Genomic DNA, 18,272 nt, shown 5'->3' with positions numbered 1-18,272 from the left:
AGTCGCATATTGTATTCTATGTCGGCATTTTGGCTTATTTATCAAACGAAATATCAATATCCCCATCTTGTGTTGAAATTGATATTGTTTTATCTCCGCCAACCTTAGAATTGAGATTGCTATTACCACCTACGGTTTCGGTAACAATACTATAATCTGCCATGTTGCCACTAAATGTTCCTATAACATTCCCATTTTTCGTTTCACAAGCTAACTCTTGCATTATAGCGGTGTTGTCAAAAGAAATATTACCATCAAGTGTGTTTATTTGCAAATGGTTGATTGTCGCACTTCCAAAAGCTATATTTCCATTATTAGTAGTTATTGTTATATCCTGAATATCCACATTTCCGATATTTATATCACCATCCAGTGTTTCAATACACAAATTGCCGGTGTAATTATCGGGAAGCGATAACACTAATTTAACATTTTTATAAGAGTCATCTTCAGAATATCTATCCCCTATATTAGATTGAGATTGCTTTGTAATCGTCAACTCTCCATTTTCTTCTGTTATCTCATAATCTTCACTTCCATCATCTGCTCGATAATATGTGACAGAAACAGTTTTACTATCTGAACTGACTATCTGAATGGGAGTATTTTTCTCATCTATCGTAACGCTTTCAATCTCGTCCGAAGCAGAATATGTATTTTCTTCATAATGAGGTGCCGTTCCTCTTAAATGAATATTACTACATCCGCAAAATAGGTATGTCATACTTAATAACAACAAAAAGGCAAGGAACTTTTTCATCATTTATTCTCCTTTTAAATTTTCAGTTTGCCGCTCGGTTTACTTTGGCTTGTTTTTTTAAGTATAGCACAAGACTATGAACAAATCTACATCATTTTAGCCTGTCGGCGGCGTTGTTCTCTCTGGCATACTGCCGCGCTGCTTCCCGCCGTTCCTCGCTGTATGGGGCGGTCAGACGGAAAGAGAAGCGTCCTTTCTCAATATCAAACTCCATGCAGCCCGTTTCCGGGTCTGCGTCGGTCTGCTGGCAATTCGCCGGATAACGGCGGCTGTATGCAAGCAGCCGCTTCTTTAAGGCGGTGTTGTGGGTGCGGATATGGATAAGAGGGTCTTTCTCGTCAAACCAAATGTCGGTGGTCTTTTCCTGCTTGGTAAGCCCTGTTTTCATAAACTCTCCTTTCTGCGCCCCTGTTACGCAATAGGGGCATTTTTCGGGTGTTTTCCCCGGCTCTTGACTTGGGAAAAACGGCGTTTTTGACGATAAAAACCGCCCGGACGGGGAATGTATCGTCGGGGCGGCTGTTATCGCAAGGTTTCCGTTTTTTCCGGCTCTTGACCGTCAGACGCGGAAAAGCGCAAACTGTCGGCAAGTATCAGTTTTAGCAGCTTGTCGCGGAAAGTTTCTGTGCCGCTGCGGTTAAAAAACAATTCCGCAACAATGGTCTGCCCGTTTCCCTGTGTCGTGATAACTCCGTCCGGCTTGGTCGGCGGGATAGGCGTTCCTTTCTTTTCTGTCAATGGCAACTCCTTTCTCCGGGCGCGAAAAAGGGATTTCCCGTATCTGGAAAATCCCTCTCTGCTGTCGGCTATTCTGTTTTACTGTGCGGGGGCTGCGGCGGCTGCCTGCGCCTTTTTCCTCGCCCTGTATTCCCGCGCTTTCATGCGGTCATATTCCCGCTGCTTTTCAAGGTTACGCGCCCGGTACTCCCTTGAATACGCTCTGTGATAAGCGCGGCTCCTTTCCTTTTTTGCTTCCTCGATTTCCTCCCGCATTTGCCGGATTTCCTGCTCCGTCGGCTCGGCAAGCTGTGTCACTTCGTTTTCAAACCTGCCGATGTGGTTGAAATATATCCCGATGTGCTGAATGGCGTATCTCGCCCTTTTCTGGTCGCGCTCATGCACTTCAATCCGGCTGATAAACTCGTTGAGAATTGCGGGGGTAAGGTCGGTAAAGGCGGCATAGCGTTCCGTCAGCTTCAAAAACTTCTGCGCCCGTCCTCCCGCATTTTCAAAAGCGGATAGCTGTTCTTGGAGTGCAGCAAGCTCCGCTTTCAGCGTGTAGTATTCTTCTGAATACTTCTGCGACATTTGCTCATAGCGGTCTTGCGGGATAGTACCCAGCGCGTTGTCCTCATAAAGTTTATTCAGTACCTTGTCAATCTGTTCAAGGCGCGTCGTGATTTGCGGGATACGCTTCTGCTGTTTCTTTGTCTTGTCGGTCTGCTGCATGGCAAGGCTCTTTTTCACTAAGGCTTCAAAATCCGCCTTGTTGCTGATAGAGTATTCCGCGATTTTTTTCAGCACATCTGCGACGGTCTGCATAAGCAGATCCGCGTCGATGATGTGCGGGGAATGGCATTTAGGATTTTTGGCTTTCCCCTTGTGGTACTCGCTGCAATAGGCAATATGCCGCTTGCCGCCGTTTCGGTAATCTATGCGAATGTGCATTTTTGCGCCGCAGTCTTTACAGAAAAGCAAGCCGGACAGAGGGTGGATTTCTCCGTCCCCGTTGGGGCGTTTGACGGGCGCGTTTTCCAAAATCCGCTGCACATTTTCAAAGTCTGTGCGGTCGATAATCGGCTCATGCACATTTTCTGTGATGTGCCACTGGCTTCTGTCTACATAGTGGTTTCGCTTATCCCGGAAATGCTTTGTAGTTTTGAAATTGACTACATCGCCGCAATACTCCTGCCGCGTGAGGATATGGGTCAGCGTGACTTTGTTCCACTTGTAACGGTTATCCTCGTTGAGCGTCTTATTTTTACAAGTTCCCCGCCCCCGGTCTTTCATGTAGAAAGTGGGGGTCGGTATTTGCGCTTGTGTCAGATATACAGCGATTTGGTTTCGGTTTTTCCCGTCCAGAAACAGGCGGAAAATAAGGCGTACAACCTCGGCGGCTTCCTCGTCGATTATCCAAAAATCCTTGCTGTCGGGGGCTTTCATATAGCCGTAGGGGGCTTCGGTGGCAATCGGCTTTCCGCTCATGCCTTTGGTCTTAATGCCCGTTTTCACTTTCTTGCTGATGTCCTTTGCGTACCACTCCGACATGATGTTGATAAAGGGGGCAAACTCCAATGTGTCGGGCTTCTCGCTGTCTATGCCGTTGTTTACCGCGATAAAGCGCACGTTGTTCCGTCTGAATATCTCCATAGCGTTGCCGACTTGGAGATAGTCGCGCCCCCAGCGGGTAAGGTCTTTCATAATGCAGACACCAATTTTGCCGTTTTCCACATCGTCCATCATGCGGGAGTAGGCAGAACGGTCAAAAAATCTGCCGCTTTCGTCATCGTCAATGTAGTGCCGGATATTGGTTAGGTGCTGCCCTCTGGCGTAGTTCTCCAAAAAGATTTTCTGGTTCTGTATGCTGTTGCTCTCGCCGCCGTCCCTGTCCTCGTCGCCTACGGAAAGGCGGGAGTAAAGGGCGGTAATTTTGCTATAATCAGTCATGTGCATAACCTCCTGTGCGTCCATATAGGTGTCCTTTACACTTAAAATTATGCACTCCAGCGGGCGCTGCCATACTCCATGCCTTTGCGGTATTTCTTCACGTTCTTGCTCTTGCAGTACACCACCAGCCGCACGATCACGGCACCGGCGATACCGATACACAGGTCAAACAGGTGCAGGCTTGGCAGCGGGTTGGCAAAAGCCGCCGCAAAACCATCCGCAAAATGCAGGAGCTTCCCCGACAGGTCAGCACCAGCGGCCAGCCGGTACGCCTCCCCGCATTTCGCAAACAGGTACACAAAAATCAGATACGGGAGGTTCAGGATCAGCAATTTCTTTACGTCAGGCTTCACAGTTCCAGCCCCCTTTCCTTGATTTTCTCCTTGGCCCGCTGCTTGGTCTGGGCCGCCGCCTTTTGCTTCACAGCGGACAAAACCTTGCGGATAGAGGGCCGCTGCTCCTTGGAAAGCGTCTTGGCGGTAAACTCCCGAAACGCCAGATCAAGGTTATCTGCATCCTTGGCCTTGAAAATCACAACGTAGTGGGGCGGCTGGGTGGTCTTATCTTTTCGTAAGGTAAAATCCACGCCGTATTTCTTGGCGCATGGCTTGAACGCTCCAATGTTGGCCTCGGTGATCTCAATGTTGGAGAGATCAGCCCCATGCTTTTTAAGCTGCTTTAGGCTCTGCTGGCCGTGGTGCAGCGTGTTTTTGCCCTTGGCCCGGTGTTGCAGGTACTTTTTCAGCGCCGCTTGCAGCACTTGAGCCGTGAGCTTGCCCGTTTTCATGGACAGGGCAATGGTCTTTTGAGTAACTTCTTCCTGCAATCGCATCCCTCCTTGTCAGAAAGTCAAAAGCGGCGTCTAAGGCGGAACCACCAGACGCCGCAGGTAGATATAGGTCAAATCCGCACCCGCAGGCCGGAAAGGTCGTCGGCCCGGATGCCGACAAGATACCAGTTTTCGGCCATTTCAATGCGGGTGGGCCTCCATTTGCCGCCGATCATCACGTCGAAACACTCCCCGCAATGCAGGCCGCCGTAATAGTCGGCCAGATCAAAGCGGATGTCGTAACGGTCTGTTCGCTCGTCAAAAATCAATGCGCCCTGCTTCATAGGGTCGTCCTCCTTTTCTCGTTACAGGCTTTCGCCCTCGCCGCAGGAATAGTCCGGCAGGCCGGATTTAGGCTTTCCCCAATCGGGCTGTGCCATGTCGTGCGCGACAAGGGCCGTGTAGTAGTTGGAAATGGTGCTGGGGGCGTTGAACAGCATAGCCCGCAGGTATTGTTTGATATTGCGGACTTTCGTTGTGTTCTCCCGCAGACAGTCAAGGACAAAGCGGATATGTTCGCCGGTCAGCTTCATGTACTTGGATTTCACCAGCTCGGCAGGGTAGTCGTCCCCGGCGACACGGATTGTCTTTCGGGCGGTGCAGACGGTTTCCAGCATCAGGTCTACGATTTCGTCAAGCTGTTCACGGTCAATGCTCCTGTCCTGAATGAGATAGGCATACTCGATGTTCTCCAAAATGATTTCCCGATAAATCCGTACAGCCTCATCCTTTCCTGTCCTTTTCCGTTCCGGCGGCGTAGCCGCTGCCTCGCCCTCCATAGGGGCAGGGGTCGGGGATGGGATAGGAATGGAATGGGTACTTTGTCCATCTGTAATTATTTTTTCTTTTTTTGATAAGTCAGTTCTTTGTACTTCTTTATTTAATTGCGTTGGATTTTCCGACGCCGGATTATCCGATGTCGGATTTTCCAACACCGGGTTATCCGATGTTGGATTTTCCAATACCGGGTTTTCCAATACCGGCTGTTCGTAGATGGTATAGACCATATCGGCCATTTTGCCTTTTGCGTCACGGCCCTGCTCACGCCGGATATATCCAGCTTTTTCAAGCTCCCATACCGCTGTCCTGATCGCGTCGATGCTTTCCCGGTTGATATAGGACAGTCCTTTTAGGGTATAGTCCCAATCCTCCGGCAAGGACAACATCTGCGACAGCAGGCCCTTGGCCTTTAAGGTCAGGTTCTTATTCCGCAGGTGGTGATTTGACATCACCGTATAGCCTTTGTTCTTTTCCACACGGAAAACTGCCATAGCGTTGTTCGCTCCTTTCACTGTGAATTTGACCGCTGCATAGTCGGTCAGCTTGCCCGGCTGATAGGGACACTCTGCAAACTGGCAGAATTGATATTTCCAATCCGGGCGGTAAAATCGGCAGGTGCCGCAATCCTCCGGCGCGTCCGCCCCGCCGCCGTCGTAGTGATCGAAACCGGGCTTTTCCTGCATCAGCCGTTCAAACGCCCGGTCAGGGCCGGAAGTAAATAGCATGGCGTCGCCTCCTTTCTCTATTTGGGCATAAAAAAGCGGCGTCCTGTTCTCCCATGACGGGAAAGAGGAACGCCGCGTTTACGGTGTCGTATTCAATTTATGATGTGCCGTATTTGGGGTGGCGGGTATTAGCAGTATGGTTCAGCATATATGCGGCTCAATCCGAAAGTAGTAAATTGGTAGTAAATTGAGTTCTCATATCCTGCGAAATGCCCGTATTTCCGGGGCTTTCAGCGATAACCTAAAATTTTCTTCATAAAATCTTTTGCAGCTGAAATTATAATGGGAAATGGATGAAAGGCAGACAGAAAAAGTCCCCCATTGTTCTTTGGAACAATGGGGGACGAAATTTTATCTACAATCAATCGCTGATGTAGGGGAGAAGAGCCAGATGTCTGGCGCGCTTGATCGCAATGGTCAGCTGCCGCTGATGACGGGCGCAGGTGCCGGTCACTCTGCGGGGAACGATCTTAGCTCTCTCAGAAAGATATCTCCGCAGGCGGGGAACATCTTTGTAATCGATGGACTCAATCTTATCGACGCAGAAAGCGCAAACCTTTCTTCTGGGCTTTCTGTCGCGGGGTCTGTCGTTACGCTCCATGTTGGTAAAACCTCCTTGCTACGATAAAATGAAACTGTGCTTCTGAAATGAATCAGAAGGGAAGGTCATTATCGGGTTCCATTTCCTCAAAATCGCTGGCAGTGCCACTGGAGTAGGCAACACTCTCGCTCATGGGAGCAGGAGCGGACTGCACAGGAGAAGCGGTATAAGTGCCGGCATTGGAACTTTTGCCGCCTACAAAGAAAATGTTGTCTGCCACGACCTCAGTGGCAGTACGCTTGTTGCCGCTTTTGTCTTCATAATTGCGAGTCTGAATACTTCCCTCAACGCCCATAGCGTCGCCTTTGTGGAAGTATTTGCAGACAAACTCAGCCTGTTGTCTCCATGCGGTAATGTTGATAAAATCAGCCTTCCGCTCTCCGTCCCGACCGGAAAAGCGCCGGTCAACGGCCAGGGAGAAGCTTACCACAGAAATTCCAGTGTTTGTCCGCTTCAGCTCAGGGTCAGCAGTAATTCTGCCGATGAGAATCGCTTTGTTAAACATCACAAATCTCCTTATTTCCCTTTAGCAACAATGAGAGAACGCAGAACGCCATCGGTGATTTTGTACACACGATCCAATTCAGCAGCAAAGCTGGGCTCGCTGGTGAAGTTCACCAGTACATAATAGCCTTCGGACTCATAGTTGATGTCGTAGGCCAGTCTGCGCTTGCCCCACTCATCGACAGACTCGATGGTGCCGTTGGCACTGATGAGGTTTTTGAACTTCTCCACCAGAGCAGCGGTAGCCTCCTCGCCGTTTTTGGTGCTGAGCACCATCACAGTTTCGTAGCTGGAAAGTTTGTTGGTCATCTCTTTACACCTCCTTATGGACATTAGGCCCTGTCTGTTTGACAGAGCAAGGAGTTAAGCCGATCAAACCGGCATAACAGGTTTATTTTAGCAGAGGAAATTTATTTTGTCAATGAATTTCAGAGGGTTTTTGCAATATTTTTCAGATATTCCCGGAAGTCATTACCGATTTCCGGATGATTGAGGGCCACTTCCACAGCGGCCTGCATCACGCCAAGCTTATTTCCCATATCGTAACGGGTACCGGTGTAATCCACACCAGTCATACCGCCGCAGCGGGTCAGGGTTTTCATGGCATCAGTCAATTGGATTTCTCCGCCGGCGCCGGGTGGAGTTTGCTCCAAAATATCAAAAATTTCAGGGGGCAGAACGCAGCGCCCCAGAATGGAGTAAAGGGAGAGAACCTGATCGGGAGCAGGCTTTTCAATCATATCATGGACGGCAAAAATGCGGTCCTCCAGAGGGGTAACAGACAAGGAGCTGTATTTCAGGATCGCCTGGGGGCTGACCTCTTTGATGCCCACCACGCCTTTGCCATACTTTTCGTAAGCGGCGCACAGTTCACCGGTAGCAGGCTTGTCCGGAGGTGAAATGATCACATCATCACCATACAGTACCGCAAAGGGTTCATTTCCCACAAAGCTTTTGGCGCATAATACCGCATGACCCAATCCCTTTGTTTCCTTCTGCCGTACATACTGAATGTTGGCCATATGGGCAATGGAGACAATTTCGTCATAGACTTCCCGCTTCCCGGCGGCAAGGAGACGCTCCTCCAGTTCAGGAGCCCGGTCAAAATAGTCCTCTACATTGACCTTGTTTCGGCTGGTAATGATCAAAATATCAGTAATACCGGAGCGTACCGCTTCTTCCACAATGTAATGGATAGCAGGGCGGTCCACAATAGGAAGCATTTCCTTGGGAATGGATTTGGTGGCCGGCAATACCCGTGTACCAAGACCCGCGGCAGGAATGACAGCTTTTGTCACCTTTGCCATAATGAAGTCCTCCTCAAAACGATAAAATCAAAATGTGAAAAATGGAACGCTCAAAGAGCAAGGGTCAACGTCATTAAATAAGATAATGCCAACACACCCACAACACTGATGACCACCATGATGGCAACAGCGTTAAAGTTGACGCCGCCGGCACGGGTGAGAGCGTAACTGTATTCAACGGTGCCGATGGAGCAGTGGGCGCACTGCTGCTGCCGCTTGATCTGCCGCAGGCAATGCTTGTAATAAAAATGGTTGAAAAACAGTCCGGCGAACAGGCGCAGAGCAAGAGAAAGAAAATTGACCACCGGTGACAGGACAAGCAGCAGCCGGAGGGTTGGTCCATCCACAAAGCTGTTCATCATGCCATTCATACCATAGGTAAGCACTGCATCAAAAAAGGCCTGCTGCCCATTGGCGGCAATGGCTTCATTGATGGCCTGGAAGGTGAGATAATTGATGGGCACGCTCAGCAAAAGGGTCAGCCCCAGCAAAATAGCCCCCAGCTTGTACATTTTGCGGTAAAAGCAGTAGTAGAATCCAAAAAACAGGGCGCACCAATTGATGCTCACAGGGAATCTGCTGCGGATCATGCCTTTGAACTTGAGTACAAAGGAAATGTTATTGGGCCCTACATAGTCGCACAGATCCTTTACCGTAATCCCTTCGTCCAGCACCTCGGAATAATCCAGCTGTGCCCGGACAAAATCGGCATAAGGGTTATTGCTGTTGTGCTGTCCGGAGCTGCCGTATCCCTGCTGGGGACCGTAGTGCTGATTCTGCCCATAGCCCTGATTCTGACTGTATCCTCCGTAGGTGTTTTGGGAAGCACCGATAAGCCGTTCACCACAGACTTGACAAAAGATATTTTCCTGGGGATTTTCTTTTCCGCAGCGGGGACAAAGGACAGTACCGTTTGCTGCTGCGCCGTTTTGTTGATTTTCCGCACCGCCGTCGGGCTGCCAGGAACGCCCTTCCTCATGCAGATGCTCATTGCCGCAGTGTCCCAGCTGCCGGTAGCACTCCCGATGATGTGGGCTTCCGCAAACCGGGCAGACAACGATATCATCTCCGGGGGCAAATTCTTTTTGACAAACAGGGCATTTACAGCCGGTGTACACAGGCACACAAATCAACTCCTACCATAGATAATAAAAATATTATAGTATAGGGAGAAAAAGTTTTCAATTAATAGTTTGTAAAGAATCTTGCGCAACAGGGCGCTGGTCTGGTATTATATACTAGTGATCGTTTATGCGGTAGTAAAAGGAAAGCCTGCCGGTAGCGGAATTTTTTATTTAGGAGAATGTTTTTCTATGCTGCAATTTGAAGAACTGCGTTTGCGTCTGCAAGGACTGGAGCCATCTCTTCGTCAGCTCCATACAGCGCTGAATATTGAAGGGCTTGAAAAGGAAGCCGAGGAACTGGAGGCCAAGACTACGGCTCCCGGTTTTTGGGATAATCAGGAGCAGTCCCAAAAGGTTCTCCAGCGTCAGGGTACAGTAAAAAACAAGCTGGAATCCTATCAGAAGATGTGTGGACTGTACGATGATACCATGACGCTCATCGAGTTGGCGGAGGAAGCGGAGGACGCGTCTGTTTATGACGAAGCACTGGCAGATTGTGACAAGCTGGACCTGATGATTCAGGACACCAAGCTTTCCACTTTGCTCACCGGAGAATATGACGCTAAAAACGCCATTTTGACTTTCCATGCCGGCGCGGGCGGCACTGAGGCGCAGGACTGGGCCCAGATGCTGTACCGGATGTACACCTTCTGGGTGGGACGCAGGGGAATGAAGTATAAGATCCTGGACTACCTGGATGGAGATGAGGCTGGCCTGAAAAGCGCTTCCATTCTGGTGGAGGGTGAAAATGCCTATGGTTTCCTGAAGTCTGAGAGCGGCGTTCACCGGCTGGTACGGGTTTCGCCCTTTGACGCCTCCGGCCGCCGTCACACCTCTTTCGCTTCTCTGGAGGTAATGCCGGAGATTACAGCGGATATGAACGTGGAGATCCGGGAAGAGGATCTGAAGATGGATGTTTACCGTTCCAGCGGCGCAGGCGGCCAGAAGGTTAACAAGACCTCCTCCGCGGTCCGTCTGACCCACATCCCCACCGGCATCGTGGTAGCCTGCCAGGTGGAGCGCAGCCAGCATCAGAACCGTGAAGTGGCTATGAATATGCTCCGTTCCAAGCTGATTGAAATCAAGGAGCGGGAGCACCTGGATAAAATCGAGGATATCAAAGGCGACCAGAAGGAGATCGCCTGGGGCAGCCAGATTCGTTCCTATGTTTTCATGCCCTATACCTTGGTCAAGGACCATCGTACCGGTTATGAAACCGGCAACATCAACGCTGTGATGGATGGCGATATTGACGGTTTTATCAATGCTTATCTGACCCAGAAGAGTTTGGGTAAGATCTGATTTTCTTTTTGCAGTAAAAAAAGAGAGCTTCTGTGCAGCTCTCCCAATTGAGACACCGGAATGATTGTGCCGGAGCCCTGTACTTTTATTGGTATGGAGGCTCCGGCCTTTTGCATAAGAGCGGTTTTGGGTCAGCTATAGCGCTCCCGCTGCCGAATTATAGCCGCCTGCCGGGAAAAATTGATTTCCGGCCCAGTATCATATATAATGAAAAATGCCGATAAAGTGGAGAAAAAGGGTTTTCTGGGAAAAAACAGGGGAAGGCAAAACAGCTTTTCATTTTTCCCGGACCGAAAAAAAGTTTACCAGCTGCCGCTTTATCCCGAAAGTGTATCAAAATAATGGGAGGGCATCCTGTGCGCTTCAAGCGTGTTTATGTGGAAATTACCAACCGCTGCAACCTTCATTGCAGTTTTTGTCCTGTTTCTTCCAGACCTGCCAGAACCATGACAGCGGAGGAGTTTCGTCGGGCAGCGGAAGCGATCCGGCCTTATTGCGATTATCTGTATCTCCATGTCAAGGGGGAGCCGCTGATCCATCCCCAGCTGGAGGAGATTCTGGAGATTTGCCGCCAGCTGAATTTTCAGGTGAATCTCACCACCAATGGGGTATTGATTCCCATGCGGCAGCAGCTTCTGCTGTCGGCTCCGGCGGTGCGCCAGACCAATCTTTCCCTTCACAGCTATACCCAGGCTACCCACGGCCCCTTGGAGGAATGGCTGGAGAGACTGACGAATTATGCCCGCGCTTCAGCTGAGTTGGGCAGATATACGGTTTTTCGGGTTTGGAATCTGGACGACAAACGGGAAACCACCCGGGATGGACAAAAAACACTGGATTTCTTGGAACGGAGTTTTTCCGTGGAGCCCGGAGGCATCAGGGAGATGGCGGCGCGCTATCGTTCCGTGACGCTGGACAAGGGGATTTTTGTCAGCTTTGAGGAGGAATTTGTCTGGCCCTCCCTTCAAAATCCTTTTTTGGGTGATCAGGGTACCTGCTACGGCGCCCGGACCATGGCGGCGGTACTGGCGGATGGAACGGTGGTGCCCTGCTGTTTGGATGGAGAAGGGGAGTGTCCTTTGGGCAACCTCTTTGAGCAGCCCTTTGGCGAGATCGTGGAAGGGAAGCGGATGACCGCCATGGCCAGGGACTTGACCAACCGCCAGGTAAAAGAGCCTCTTTGCCAGCGGTGCGGTTATCGTCTGCGCTTTGGGGGAGGAAATAAAAATCCCCATGAAGGCAAAAGGAACCTGCGTAACGGAGGCCTGAAAGGGGCATCCTCCCAAGAGAAAACAAATGAATTTAACAGGGAACAAAAGGAGAAATGATGATGTACCGTCAGCAAATACAGGAAAAATACGCCCGTCTGGTGGTTCAGGTGGGAGCAAACCTTCAGCCCGGACAGGTGGCAGTAATCAGCGCTCCGGCGGAGAGAGCGGATTTTACTGCCCTGGTGGCAGAGGAGTGCTGGAAGGCTGGAGCCGAGGATGTGCTGGTGCTGTTCCGGGATGATGTGCTGCGCCGCCTGCGGTATCAGTACGGCGCACTGGAGACCCTTAAACAGGTGCCTTCCTGGGAACTGGAGCAGCGGATCGGTTATCCCAAAGGGAAAGCCTGCTACATCACCATTGAGGGAGACGATCCCGACGCCCTCAAAGGGCTGGACAGCACCAAGGTGGGAGCGGCGGTCAATGCCCGCAGCCATAAGATGCAGCCCTTTTATGATATGCTGGACCGGGGAGAGAACCAGTGGACCATCGCCGCGGTAGCTACTCCCGCATGGGCCGCCAAGGTATTTCCGCAGCTGCCGCCGGAGGAAGGCATGGCCCGGCTGTGGGATGGAATTTTTCAGGCGATGCGTTTGAATGCGCCGGACCCGGTGGAAGCCTGGCGGGAACACGATCAGGCGCTGCGGCGTTACTGCCGGCTGCTCAATGAAAGCGGTGTGACACAGCTGCATTTCCATTCCGGCCTGGGGACCGATCTGACCGTTCCTCTGGCCCAGGGGGCAGTTTGGTGCGGTGGCTCCGATGATACAGTGGAAGAGGTCTCCTTCCAGGCCAACATGCCTACAGAAGAGGTCTTTACCATGCCTCACCGAAATAAGGTCAGCGGCAGGGTGGTCAGTTCCATGCCCCTGAGCTATCAGGGCAGCCTGATTAAAAACTTTTCCTTCACCTTCCGCCAGGGACAGGTGGTAGAGTACACAGCGGAAGAAGGACTGGAAACCCTGAAAATGCTGCTGGAGGCCGATGAAGGCTCCCGGTATCTGGGGGAAGTGGCACTGGTGCCTTATACTTCGCCCATCCGTCAAAGCGGCCTGCTGTTTTACAGCACCTTGTTTGATGAGAATGCTTCCTGCCATCTGGCACTAGGCAGCGCGTATCCCAGCAATATGAAAGACTGCCTGGAGATGGACCGCCAGCAGCGGGCTGAGAGAGGCTTTAATGACAGCGTCTCTCATGTAGACTTCATGTTCGGCACAGAAGATCTGCTGGTAGTGGGGCAGCGGGACGACGGCAGCCGGATGACCCTCTTTGAAAAAGGCGTATGGGTCATTTGAAGAAACCGGCCCCAGGCAAGGGGAAAATATTAACAGACTGTTTACCATCATGGCGGAAGCATGTCATGAAAAGGGGATAAAATCAGAATAAAGGAACGGCTTTTGAATAAATTGGAAAGACTGTGAACAGTTCCTTTTGAAAGGGATGAGGGAAGAACCATGACCACGGAACAAAAAAAGAAATTTATTGTAGATATGGCCTTTTACGGGGTCATTGCGGCCCTGACGGTTCTGACTGTAAAATATGTTCTGGTTTGGCTGGCTCCATTCGTGGCAGGATTTCTCATCGCCTATTTTCTCCGCCCGGTGGTTCGGCTTATTGAAAAGTGGACCGGCGGAGTTCAGCGAAAACGAACCGGGCTTTTTGTAATTGGCTGTTTTTATGCCATTGTGGGGGTGCTGATTTGGCTGCTGGGCTTACTGCTGGTGGGACAGATCTCCCAAATGGTCAGATATCTTCCGGATTTTTACGCCGGACATATCCAGCCTGCGCTGCTTCAGTTCAATGATTGGGCAACCGGCGTCATCAAAATGCTTTCGCCCGATATCGCCGATACCTTGGCGGATACCTTGTATAATGTGGTGGGACAGCTGGCCTCCCTGGTTACCGGCGCTTCCAGCGGGCTGATCTCCTATGCGACTGCGCTCATCACCAAGGTGCCCCTGATACTGCTGACACTGATTTTCACCATTGTTTGTTCTGTATTCATCAGTGCTGATTACGGCAGCATCTGCCACTCCATTTTAGCTTTCGTTCCCCCAAATGTGCGTACAGTGCTGGAGGACCTGAGAGGTTTTATCGGGGGCACTTTGGCAAAGATGTTCCAGGCTTATTTCATTATCTTTTGCATTACGTTTGGAGAGCTGTCCATCGGTCTGCTGCTGCTGCGGGTGGAAGGGGCATTCCAGCTGGCGTTCATTATTGCGATATTTGATATCCTGCCCTTTTTGGGTACCGGCGGCATCGTTCTGCCCTGGGCGCTGTATCAGCTGGTTACCGGTCATTATCCATTGGGGGTTGGGCTGCTGATTCTGTATGCCGTGGTAACAGTGGCCCGGAATATCATTGAACCCCGGGTGGTGGGGATGAGGATCGGCCTGCATCCGGTCGTTACCATCACCGCTATGTATGCGGGAATGCGTATTGCGGGATTCGGTGGCTTTATTGCGGCGCCGGTGGTGGTGATCTTTCTGAAGTATCTGGCGGACAAAGGGCGTCTGAGTTTTCCAAAGTGGAAATCACAGGAAGATGGCGTAAAGGCCGATGGCGATGCCTGCTGATAATGGCATGGCTCGGCTGACGAAGGCAGCGCCTGTTTTCACAACAATAAAAAGCAGACGGCATGGAGGAAAGCAAACGCCTCCATGCCGTCTGTTTGTATGTTTTAGCGAAACGACAACCCCGGCTGAGCCGGGAAAATTAAAAAACTTTAGATTCAAGGATCCAGCGCAGTAAAAAAGAATAAGAAGCATTTGTGCGCAAAGGCGGATTCCGTGTGCTAAGTACCCGTTTGTGGGTTGCGGGCAAGTGATGCAGGCGACAGATCTTTCAGTGCCTCTTGAGAGGTTTGCCGGTATGATGTCCTACCAACCCAAGTCCCCCGGCTTAGCTGGAGGTCCTGATTGATTACTCTGCCTTTGACAAAGTTTCAAACCGTTCTGTGACCTGTTCAGTCAAGCTTTGCTGTGCTGTCCAGTCCATGGCGTCAACATAATATTTTTCCAGACGGTCATGCTCCTCTTTCGCCTGAGCCAGCAGAGTACAGGACTGTTCCACCATATTCCAGGCAGCCCGCTGGAGGAAGGCGATTCGGCGTTTTCTGCTCTGGATCATTTCAAGATCGGTGAAGCGGCGGGCGTGAATGGTTCGCTCCGGCGTCAGCGTCACGGAGTGGAACCGGTTAAACATCATGAAGCCCAGATCCAGCTCCGGCAGGAACAGGTGCTCAATGCGGCCAAAGGGAAACAGAGGACAGGGGCAGGAAATCACGTCCAGGCCGGCGGCCAGAGCCAGCTGACGAAGCTCTCCCAGCAGCAGAGGTGCCGAGACGCCCCATGGGTCCTCCAGCAAATGAATGCGGGAAGCCAGAGCGCGGGCGGTATCCTCAAACACAACCAGCCCTTTGTTGGTGATCCCGGACAGGAAACGGATCCTCTCCCGTCCTTCCTTGCCGGAGGATTTGGGAAATTCCCTGGCAGCGATGGAGCGGGCCAGGCGGCGGACCTTTTCCTCATCGGTAGCGGCCCGGGCCATCAGCTGTACCTCGGTGAGCAGGGAACCGGCAGCATACAAATAGCCGGAGGAGCTGCGGTGGAGGTCGGAGCACCGGTTTACAGAGGCCATGATGGCATCCCTGGAATCAAACAGCTTGCTTTCATTCCAGCAATCAGAAAGATTGGCGATGGTTTCACAGGCACCGGGATATTTGGGGTCCAGGGTGTGGGGGGCGGTGCCGTCGGCAATGGAAAGACGGTATTCCGGGAACAGAACGGCGTCCAGGGAATCCACATCGGAAGAGCAGTGAATTTCCTCTACAACCTGGCAGCGGTCAGACAGTTTGGAAGCCACATTCTTCATCAAAGTGGATTTTCCGGTGCCGGGGCCACCTTTGAGAATGGTCAAACGCCATCCATCCCGAGGGTCTCCCAGCTGGTCGAAGCGGGAGACAAAGCCCTGGGCGGAGTTGGCCCCCAGAAAAAAGCGCAGGATTTTAGTTTCAGGCATGGTGGAACTCCTCCTTCACATGATACCGCCCCGACAAAAAAGACAGGCGGAAAGATGACAGTCAGTGCAGTATCATGCTATGCGAAGAAAGAAAAAGTGACACAGCGCCGCTGTTTCCGGAGGTAAAACCTGTGCAGAGAAAGGGAAAAAACAAATTCCCCATAAAAAAGAAGCCGGTGCATCCTTCCACCGGCTTCAAAGTGCGTTCAAGCAGCTTTTATCGCAATATTGGGCCGAAAACAGCCCTTTCTATGAATCTTTTCTTATAATAATGACGCTGCAAAGAAAAGGCGGCAGAGAAAGGCCGCTATGGCGCAGCGCTGATCAGTCTTCTTTTGCCAGATGGTTTTCCCCAGTGCCGGGAACAGCGCCGGAAGGAGTGAGGACGGAAATCGCCTGGGGGCAAACCTTGATTTCCACATCGGTGACCTCGCCGCCGAATTCTCCGTCCAAGGTCCAGGAGAGGGGCTCCTGGGAATGGATGCGGAAAGAGGAAGCGCGGCAGAAGCGGAGCAACTCGCTGCTGGGCTCATGGGCGGCCAAAGCGGTGAGAAGCTGTTGGGCCTCAATCGCGCTGTGGGGGTACTTCACCAGCACCAGTTCCAAAAGCCCATCGTTGAGGGAAACATCCAGCCGCCGGCCCATGGGAATGCCGCCCACAGAGGTGGAGTTTGCTACCATGCCGAAGACATAGTCTCCTTCAATGATTTGTCCATCACATTCCACTGTCATGGAGTAGGTTTTAATTGTTGGCAGGCTGAGAATGCCCTCCAGGATATAAGCCGCCCGCCCCAGAAGATTTTTGAAATGCTGAGGCGTGCCGTAGGAGACGCTGGTAAACGCTCCGAAAGCGGCTACATAAGCGAAATATCTGCTTCCAAAACGGCCGATATCCACAGGAAAAGGCTCACCCTGCACACAGGTACGGCCTGCATCCGGCATGGACCGGTGAAGCCCCAGGCTGGAAGCAAAGTCGTTGGTTGTCCCGGCGGGAATATATCCCAGCAGCTGACGGGGACTCCAATTCATCAAACCATTGATGGTTTCGTTGAGGGTACCGTCTCCGCCGCAGCAAACGACCCGCTGAAATTCCCCCCGGCGCTCATCCAGCAATAAAGGGATTTGTCCGGCCCGCTGGGTGGTCACAACGGTGGTATCCCACCCTTCCTTGGTAAACTGATCCACGATCTCCAGCAGATAATTTTTAATCTCAGAACGCCCGGCGTGAGGATTGACCAGAAAAAGCAGTTTTTGCGCCATAACCTCTCCTCCTAGCTCAGCAGTTGTGTTCCGGCTCTTCCGGCTGTAATAGTCCCAATTCCAGAAGTTTATCCCGCAGACGGAACAGATCCTCCATAGCGGCGGATTTATTGTCCGGATTGCGCAGCAGCGCCGCGGGATGGAAGGTGCCCATCAGCAATGTGCCGTTGCGCTCCACAAAGGTGCCATGTTCCTTTGTTACTTTATAGGTGGGGGAAATCAAAGCGGTGGCGGCGATCCGTCCCACACAGACGATGACCTTGGGGCGGATGAGATAAACCTGGTTGCGGAGATATCCTATACACAGCGCCACTTCATCCTTGGAGGGGTCCCGGTTTTGAGGGGGACGGCATTTGACCATATTGGCAATATAAATATTGGTTTTTCTGGAAAGCCCCACATATTCCAGCATCTTATCCATCAGCTGGCCGCTGCGTCCTACAAAGGGCTCCCCCTTCAGGTCCTCCTGCTCTCCGGGACCTTCCCCGATAAACATCACCTTGGCCTGAGGATTGCCGGTGCCGAACACCACATGGTGCCGTCCCTGACACAGATCGCAGCGGGTACAGCTTTCCACTGTCTGCTGGAGCTGCTGAAAATCTTCCATCATACCTGTCATCCTGAAAACGCCTCCTGTCAAGCTGGCAATAAGCTATGATTTTATAATAAGGAAAAAGCAGCGGAAGAATAGGGCCGCACCCGAAATTTTCCTCATCCTGCCGCCGCCAAAAAGCTGTATGGATCGATGAGAATCAAGGATATTATAGCAAAAAAAATATCCAGTGTTAAGTCCTTCAGGGGGACCTGCAGCATGGGTACCAGGACAGGTATCCATAAGGCCCCCATTTGTCTGCCCGCAAAACAGCCTGAATGGCAGACCTTGTGTTTTATCCTCTCCCATCCTGGGCGATTGCCGGAAGCAGGTGTTTTCAGCGGAGCAGCAGCAAAGACTGTTTTTCAGAGCCTTTTCCAAAAGAACCCCTAAGATTTTTCCCGGGAAGTACAGGGGGCAAGGGAAAAAAGCAGGCGCCTTGGAGACACACGGTATTTTTGATACAGCAGATACCATCTCCTGCACAAAAAATGAAAATTTCAACTTTTCAGAATGCCCCGGAAAGAGAGGAG

19 protein-coding genes and 1 pseudogene are annotated in these 18,272 nt (G+C 51.4%); 4 read left to right on the top strand and 16 right to left on the bottom strand.

All coding sequences use genetic code 11. From position 1 onward, the window contains the following. Nucleotides 1-34: 34 nt before the first annotated feature. The 13 genes and pseudogenes from BQ5383_RS18475 to BQ5383_RS18415 form a co-directional block, all read right to left on the bottom strand. Nucleotides 35-763, bottom strand: a complete 729-nt coding sequence (locus BQ5383_RS18475; protein ID WP_083390064.1) for a DUF4097 family beta strand repeat-containing protein — start codon at nucleotides 761-763, stop codon at nucleotides 35-37. Nucleotides 764-851: 88 nt separating this feature from the next. Further along, entirely contained in the window at nucleotides 852-1,148 is a 297-nt protein-coding gene (locus BQ5383_RS18470; RefSeq protein WP_071434522.1) for a hypothetical protein, read from the bottom strand. 134 nt (nucleotides 1,149-1,282) lie between these two features. Continuing rightward, nucleotides 1,283-1,498 (bottom strand): transposon-encoded TnpW family protein, encoded by a 216-nt coding sequence (locus tag BQ5383_RS18465; RefSeq protein ID WP_071434520.1) that lies wholly within the window; start codon nucleotides 1,496-1,498, stop codon nucleotides 1,283-1,285. 78 nt (nucleotides 1,499-1,576) lie between these two features. After that, complete coding sequence (locus tag BQ5383_RS18460) at nucleotides 1,577-3,451, bottom strand: recombinase family protein (RefSeq protein WP_071434517.1); 1,875 nt, start codon at nucleotides 3,449-3,451, stop codon at nucleotides 1,577-1,579. Between the two features lie 32 nt (nucleotides 3,452-3,483). Continuing rightward, nucleotides 3,484-3,780 (bottom strand): annotated as a pseudogene (locus BQ5383_RS18455) (VirD4-like conjugal transfer protein, CD1115 family); the annotation flags it as partial. After that, nucleotides 3,777-4,253 carry a PcfB family protein gene (locus tag BQ5383_RS18450; protein WP_002317294.1) on the bottom strand — a complete coding sequence of 159 codons (477 nt, stop codon included), beginning with the start codon at nucleotides 4,251-4,253 and terminating at the stop codon, nucleotides 3,777-3,779. The pseudogene BQ5383_RS18455 and the gene BQ5383_RS18450, both read right to left, overlap by 4 nt. 74 nt (nucleotides 4,254-4,327) lie before the next feature. Further along, nucleotides 4,328-4,540 carry a DUF5348 domain-containing protein gene (locus BQ5383_RS18445; RefSeq protein WP_002317295.1) on the bottom strand — a complete coding sequence of 71 codons (213 nt, stop codon included), beginning with the start codon at nucleotides 4,538-4,540 and terminating at the stop codon, nucleotides 4,328-4,330. Between the two features lie 21 nt (nucleotides 4,541-4,561). Then, nucleotides 4,562-5,761 carry a DUF6017 domain-containing protein gene (locus BQ5383_RS18440; RefSeq protein ID WP_002317296.1) on the bottom strand — a complete coding sequence of 400 codons (1,200 nt, stop codon included), beginning with the start codon at nucleotides 5,759-5,761 and terminating at the stop codon, nucleotides 4,562-4,564. Between the two features lie 361 nt (nucleotides 5,762-6,122). Then, a complete protein-coding gene (gene rpsR / locus BQ5383_RS18435; RefSeq protein WP_071434512.1) occupies nucleotides 6,123-6,362 on the bottom strand; it encodes a 30S ribosomal protein S18 in 240 nt (79 codons plus the stop codon). 52 nt (nucleotides 6,363-6,414) lie between these two features. Then, nucleotides 6,415-6,867, bottom strand: coding sequence for a single-stranded DNA-binding protein (locus BQ5383_RS18430; protein WP_071434510.1), 453 nt, complete (start codon nucleotides 6,865-6,867; stop codon nucleotides 6,415-6,417). An 11-nt stretch (nucleotides 6,868-6,878) separates the two neighbouring features. After that, nucleotides 6,879-7,175 carry a 30S ribosomal protein S6 gene (gene rpsF, locus BQ5383_RS18425; protein WP_071434506.1) on the bottom strand — a complete coding sequence of 99 codons (297 nt, stop codon included), beginning with the start codon at nucleotides 7,173-7,175 and terminating at the stop codon, nucleotides 6,879-6,881. Nucleotides 7,176-7,294: 119 nt separating this feature from the next. Beyond that, nucleotides 7,295-8,173, bottom strand: coding sequence for a UTP--glucose-1-phosphate uridylyltransferase (locus BQ5383_RS18420; protein ID WP_071434504.1), 879 nt, complete (start codon nucleotides 8,171-8,173; stop codon nucleotides 7,295-7,297). A 50-nt stretch (nucleotides 8,174-8,223) separates the two neighbouring features. After that, nucleotides 8,224-9,297 carry an RING finger protein gene (locus BQ5383_RS18415; protein ID WP_071434500.1) on the bottom strand — a complete coding sequence of 358 codons (1,074 nt, stop codon included), beginning with the start codon at nucleotides 9,295-9,297 and terminating at the stop codon, nucleotides 8,224-8,226. Between the two features lie 189 nt (nucleotides 9,298-9,486). On the opposite strand from BQ5383_RS18415, the gene prfB reads away from it, so the two are divergent. From prfB to ytvI, 4 genes are all read left to right on the top strand, one after another. After that, nucleotides 9,487-10,599 carry a peptide chain release factor 2 gene (prfB, locus tag BQ5383_RS18410; protein WP_071434497.1) on the top strand — a complete coding sequence of 371 codons (1,113 nt, stop codon included), beginning with the start codon at nucleotides 9,487-9,489 and terminating at the stop codon, nucleotides 10,597-10,599. Between the two features lie 356 nt (nucleotides 10,600-10,955). Continuing rightward, nucleotides 10,956-11,927 (top strand): radical SAM/SPASM domain-containing protein, encoded by a 972-nt coding sequence (locus BQ5383_RS18405; protein ID WP_172724663.1) that lies wholly within the window; start codon nucleotides 10,956-10,958, stop codon nucleotides 11,925-11,927. A 2-nt stretch (nucleotides 11,928-11,929) separates the two neighbouring features. Beyond that, a complete protein-coding gene (locus BQ5383_RS18400; RefSeq protein WP_071434493.1) occupies nucleotides 11,930-13,162 on the top strand; it encodes an aminopeptidase in 1,233 nt (410 codons plus the stop codon). A gap of 159 nt (nucleotides 13,163-13,321) precedes the next feature. After that, nucleotides 13,322-14,443, top strand: coding sequence for a sporulation integral membrane protein YtvI (gene ytvI, locus BQ5383_RS18395; RefSeq protein ID WP_071434491.1), 1,122 nt, complete (start codon nucleotides 13,322-13,324; stop codon nucleotides 14,441-14,443). A 346-nt stretch (nucleotides 14,444-14,789) separates the two neighbouring features. Here ytvI and BQ5383_RS18390 read toward each other — a convergent pair whose 3' ends face one another. The 3 genes from BQ5383_RS18390 to BQ5383_RS18380 all read right to left on the bottom strand — a co-directional run bounded on the left by BQ5383_RS18390 (nucleotide 14,790) and on the right by BQ5383_RS18380 (nucleotide 17,757). Further along, entirely contained in the window at nucleotides 14,790-15,887 is a 1,098-nt protein-coding gene (locus tag BQ5383_RS18390; protein WP_071434489.1) for a hypothetical protein, read from the bottom strand. A gap of 324 nt (nucleotides 15,888-16,211) precedes the next feature. Then, nucleotides 16,212-17,147: a diacylglycerol/lipid kinase family protein gene (locus BQ5383_RS18385; protein WP_071434488.1), complete on the bottom strand. Its 936-nt coding sequence runs from the start codon at nucleotides 17,145-17,147 to the stop codon at nucleotides 16,212-16,214. Between the two features lie 16 nt (nucleotides 17,148-17,163). Further along, on the bottom strand, nucleotides 17,164-17,757 hold the full coding sequence (locus BQ5383_RS18380) for a uracil-DNA glycosylase (RefSeq protein WP_071435260.1): 594 nt from the start codon (nucleotides 17,755-17,757) through the stop codon (nucleotides 17,164-17,166). Nucleotides 17,758-18,272 lie beyond the last annotated feature (515 nt).

Source organism: Angelakisella massiliensis, from assembly GCF_900104675.1.
GTDB lineage: Bacteria > Bacillota > Clostridia > Oscillospirales > Ruminococcaceae > Angelakisella > Angelakisella massiliensis.
Note: the sequence above shows the minus strand (reverse complement) of the source record. Positions and strands in the feature narration are given on the sequence as shown.

Excerpts from the sequence above, each read along its gene's own strand:
- BQ5383_RS18390 (WP_071434489.1), bottom strand. The coding sequence starts at position 15,887 with ATGCCTGAAACTAAAATCCTGCGCTTTTTTCTGGGGGCCAACTCCGCC.
- BQ5383_RS18385 (WP_071434488.1), bottom strand. The coding sequence starts at position 17,147 with ATGGCGCAAAAACTGCTTTTTCTGGTCAATCCTCACGCCGGGCGTTCT.
- BQ5383_RS18400 (WP_071434493.1), top strand. The coding sequence starts at position 11,930 with ATGTACCGTCAGCAAATACAGGAAAAATACGCCCGTCTGGTGGTTCAG.
- BQ5383_RS18475 (WP_083390064.1), bottom strand. The coding sequence starts at position 763 with ATGATGAAAAAGTTCCTTGCCTTTTTGTTGTTATTAAGTATGACATAC.
- BQ5383_RS18430 (WP_071434510.1), bottom strand. The coding sequence starts at position 6,867 with ATGTTTAACAAAGCGATTCTCATCGGCAGAATTACTGCTGACCCTGAG.
- ytvI (WP_071434491.1), top strand. The coding sequence starts at position 13,322 with ATGACCACGGAACAAAAAAAGAAATTTATTGTAGATATGGCCTTTTAC.
- rpsF (WP_071434506.1), bottom strand. The coding sequence starts at position 7,175 with ATGACCAACAAACTTTCCAGCTACGAAACTGTGATGGTGCTCAGCACC.
- BQ5383_RS18380 (WP_071435260.1), bottom strand. The coding sequence starts at position 17,757 with ATGATGGAAGATTTTCAGCAGCTCCAGCAGACAGTGGAAAGCTGTACC.
- BQ5383_RS18445 (WP_002317295.1), bottom strand. The coding sequence starts at position 4,540 with ATGAAGCAGGGCGCATTGATTTTTGACGAGCGAACAGACCGTTACGAC.
- BQ5383_RS18460 (WP_071434517.1), bottom strand. The coding sequence starts at position 3,451 with ATGGACGCACAGGAGGTTATGCACATGACTGATTATAGCAAAATTACC.
- prfB (WP_071434497.1), top strand. The coding sequence starts at position 9,487 with ATGCTGCAATTTGAAGAACTGCGTTTGCGTCTGCAAGGACTGGAGCCA.
- BQ5383_RS18440 (WP_002317296.1), bottom strand. The coding sequence starts at position 5,761 with ATGCTATTTACTTCCGGCCCTGACCGGGCGTTTGAACGGCTGATGCAG.
- BQ5383_RS18420 (WP_071434504.1), bottom strand. The coding sequence starts at position 8,173 with ATGGCAAAGGTGACAAAAGCTGTCATTCCTGCCGCGGGTCTTGGTACA.
- BQ5383_RS18470 (WP_071434522.1), bottom strand. The coding sequence starts at position 1,148 with ATGAAAACAGGGCTTACCAAGCAGGAAAAGACCACCGACATTTGGTTT.
- rpsR (WP_071434512.1), bottom strand. The coding sequence starts at position 6,362 with ATGGAGCGTAACGACAGACCCCGCGACAGAAAGCCCAGAAGAAAGGTT.